This is a genomic window from uncultured Kiloniella sp., from assembly GCF_937128705.1.
Classification (GTDB): Bacteria; Pseudomonadota; Alphaproteobacteria; order Kiloniellales; family Kiloniellaceae; genus Kiloniella.
This window is the reverse complement of sequence record NZ_CAKZMP010000368.1, coordinates 1-3,639: the sequence shown is the minus strand read 5'-3', so window position 1 is coordinate 3,639 and position 3,639 is coordinate 1. Positions and strand designations below refer to the sequence as shown.

Annotated in this window: 2 protein-coding genes; both read right to left on the bottom strand. The window is 45.4% G+C overall.

The genetic code is table 11. The features are described from left to right. Positions 1–179: 179 nt before the first annotated feature. A complete protein-coding gene (locus Q0241_RS18575; RefSeq protein WP_299380537.1) occupies positions 180–1,802 on the bottom strand; it encodes a bifunctional metallophosphatase/5'-nucleotidase in 1,623 nt (540 codons plus the stop codon). A 142-nt stretch (positions 1,803–1,944) separates the two neighbouring features. Continuing rightward, a complete protein-coding gene (locus Q0241_RS18570) occupies positions 1,945–3,255 on the bottom strand; it encodes a hypothetical protein (protein ID WP_299380535.1) in 1,311 nt (436 codons plus the stop codon). Positions 3,256–3,639: the final 384 nt, after the last annotated feature.

Here is a 3,639-nt window from a genome sequence, read left to right as displayed (position 1 = left end):
AAAGAAAGTACAAAACCCCGCCATCTGGCGGGGTTTTCTTTTTGGAAAATGACAATAGCCTTACGCTCAACGATAAGGTAGTAATCATAGAGTATAAACAATGAAGGCTCTGCATTACGCAGAACCTTTGTAAGTTAATCACATCAACAAGAGTTGTTGTAATCTTTTGGGCAGCATTCTTACTTTTTAGCAGTAACACGTCCAGAGATCGTACCCTCTACCGGGCTGTTTGCTGTGATATATTCAGCAAGTGCATCTTCCAGACTTGGTCCATAATCATAAGCATCAATAGCGTGATCTGCCAAAACGCTGTATCCGTCACCACCGTTACGAACATAGTTGTTTGTTACCATGCTATAGATCTTATTTTCATCCAGAGCAACAAAGCCATCTTTCTCATTACCAACTTCGACGGAAACAACACGCGCCCCCGGCTCTGCTTTTGGGTCCCAAGTATAACGGGCACCAGCTAGCTGTGGGAAACGCCCTGCTCCTTCTTCTACTTTTGATAGTCCATTTTCAAGCGCTTCAATAAAGTGTGCGCCCTTAAGCTTGAAAGTCGCTATGGTATTCTGGAAAGGCAGCACAGTAAGAACTTCGCCCATTGTTACCGGGCCAGCATCAATAGAGGCACGAACGCCACCACCGTTTTGTAGTGCAATAACAGCATCGCCACCCGTTGAATTCACACGGGCAAGCATTGAATCAGCAACGATGTTAGCCATTGCGCATTCTCCTGCACGACAAACAGATCTTGATCCATCAATCACACTTGATGCAGACCCTACTTCGCGTTTTTGAATTTCAGCCAGTGGCTTGTTCAATTCAACAATGCGCGCTTGCATCTTTGCATCTTCGGGATAGGACTGATCCAGCAGAACAGTATCCCCGCTCCAGTCTTTCAGGTTACCATCGTCATCAAAAGTTAAGTTAAGTTCACCCATAAACTTGGAATAGGCATAGGCCTGAACAATAGGAACCTTTTTGCCATCAGGGGCTGTCTCAACAACGGGGTAAGGTCCTTCGGCACGATCATTTGAATTGGAAAGCAAGGTGTGGCTGTGGCCACCGACAATCACATCGACACCCGTCAACTGCTTTGCGACTTGCTTATCACGGGGAACACCCAAATGACTTAGTAAAATAATCTTATTAACACCCTGAGCCTGCATTTGATCAACAATAGGCTGCACGGCATTTGCTGTATCAAAGAAAGTAATACTATCGCCCGGACTTGATGTTTCATCTGTATCTTCGGCGAGTGCGCCGATCACACCGATCTTTTCACCGCCGCGTTCCAAAACGATAGAAGTACCGTATTTACCGCGCAGAACTGATCCTGGTGCAGCAATGGTATTGGCCCCAATGATCGGAAAGTTTGCTTTTTCAATAAACTGTAAAAATACTTCCGGTCCGTCATCAAATTCATGGTTACCAATGGTCATGACGTCAAAGCCAGTCATGTTCATAAGCTCAACTGCGGCCTGACCTTTGTAATTTGTATAAAACAATGAGCCCTGAAACTGGTCACCTGCATCAAGAACCAATACGTTACCGCCTTTGGCTTCCAGGGCAGAACGACGGTCGTTCAATGCCTTAGATACCCGGGCAAAACCGCCAAAGCACTTACCTTCGGCAAGATCTTCGTCCCCGCAAGTGGAATCATATTTGTTCACCGGCAGAATGCGCGAGTGTAAATCATTAATATGCAGAATGTTTAAGGAATAATCAGCCTGCACAGGTGCTGCCATCAGACATAACCCGGTTGCAATCGCCGCCGCCCCAGAGAGGTGCTTTAACATTATAAACTCCCAAAAAAGTTATTCTTGTTATAAGCGAGAAAGAGTAAAAGTCTTTTCAGGATCAGTCCACTGATAATTACGAAAATATGGACTTGGAACCGTGCTGAATAAACCTTGTCAAAACCAAGCTTCGTCAGCGATATTATTCAATTAAACTTTGAAACAATTCCAATTTTCCATTCGCGGATCGTTTCAGTTCGTCATGCCCGATCACCGTCACTTTTCCAGCAAAGGGCAATGATTTTTGCGCCCACAGGGAAAGTGTTTTTATCTGGTCAGTCGACAAGTCAACATCCACAGCAACATTAAGGATCAATTCATCCAGAGACACCTGAACAATCTGATATTCACGGATAGGTGCAATTGCCAGCATTTCACCATAAGCCATTGCAGATAAGGCAATCCACCGATATTCGCCATCTGGTTGCCGTAACCTGTTTCGCTCTCGACCTAGGATCGATTTGAGAACAGGCAGGCCACGTCCACAAGAACAAGGGTCGCCAATAACGCCGTAATCCCCTACAGCATAGCGAATAAGAGGCATGGCAAAATTATGCAAAGGCGTCACAACAATTTTTCCCGGAACACCAGCAGGACAGGCATGCCCCTGTTCGTCAACAACCTCCAGATAAATTCCTTCACTTTGAACATGGTAATGATTGTTTTCAGGGCATTGTAACCCCAAATACCCCAGTTCGCGCGTGGAATACAGATCAACAATCTTGACCCCGAAAGCCTGATCGACAAGGTGACGAACTTTATCCGTCAGAACTTCGGAAATTGTTTCGACCTGTTTAAGGTTGGTCGGGCGTATCCCTTGTTTCAAGCAATGTTCTGCCAACCTTTGAATAACACTTGGATAGGTGATAAGGAAATCCGGCTCATTGCGTAAAAGCCATTCAGCCTGTTCTTCAACTTTTGCATTGATGTTAAGCCCAGCTATTGGTCCCGTTTCAATCAAGGCGTCTTTACCTTTGAGCGCACCCCATCCTTTCCCAACGGTTCCCGGGTACTCGGCCACTCCTTTTTTTGCGATCCGAATATGTCCCAACTTCCAAGCTGGGTTTCTGCCATGCCAAATATGATCTCTTGTGGTAAAGGCCCGCCAGAACACCCGGCTTAACTGTGTGTTTTTAACGGCAATGGGCTGGCCCGTCGACCCAGACGTATATTGCGTTTTAATTTTACCGTGGCTGTTTGGGGGAAATTTTGAAAGAAGGTCGCCCCCTTCCCCCACGATGTTACCCCGCTCAAGAATAGGTAAGTCTTGCCAAGTACACTGTAATTCCTGCGGCGAGTTAGGCACAGGGAAATTCTTATAATAGGGAACTGTTTTAATTGCGTATTTTAACAGTTGAAAAAGTTGCCCGAACTGAGCTTCTTCTATTTGTTCTTCGGGCCACCATTGACTGTTTTCCATCTGGGTCAAAGCAACCGTTATGGCCATATTCATGGAATTCCCCAATTTTGGAAATTCTAAATGAGGCACCGCACTGGTTATTTGATAAGCATTCAGCCAGTTAAAACTTGGCAAATCACCCCCCTGACAACGATCCTGTCTGATCAATATAGAAGAATAACCGATCGCGTTTGCGGAGTATGATACAGGAAAACTGACCGCGGGAATACAAACATTCCTATATTCTGCTTTGCAGGAACTGTTTTGCGGAACGTACTGTGCTCCCCCAAACTACACGGCAAAAAAACAGGCCATTCGAATTTCGAACGGCCTGTTCATATAATTCCTAACCTAAAACCAATCTGCTAAAGAGCAAACCCTGCGATCAGGATATAATTACCCAATCGGCTTTACTTGATAGCATCGACCACAACATGG

Coding starts and splice junctions, on each gene's coding strand:
- Q0241_RS18575 (WP_299380537.1), bottom strand. CDS start 1,802: ATGTTAAAGCACCTCTCTGGGGCGGCGGCGATTGCAACCGGGTTATGT.
- Q0241_RS18570 (WP_299380535.1), bottom strand. CDS start 3,255: ATGAATATGGCCATAACGGTTGCTTTGACCCAGATGGAAAACAGTCAA.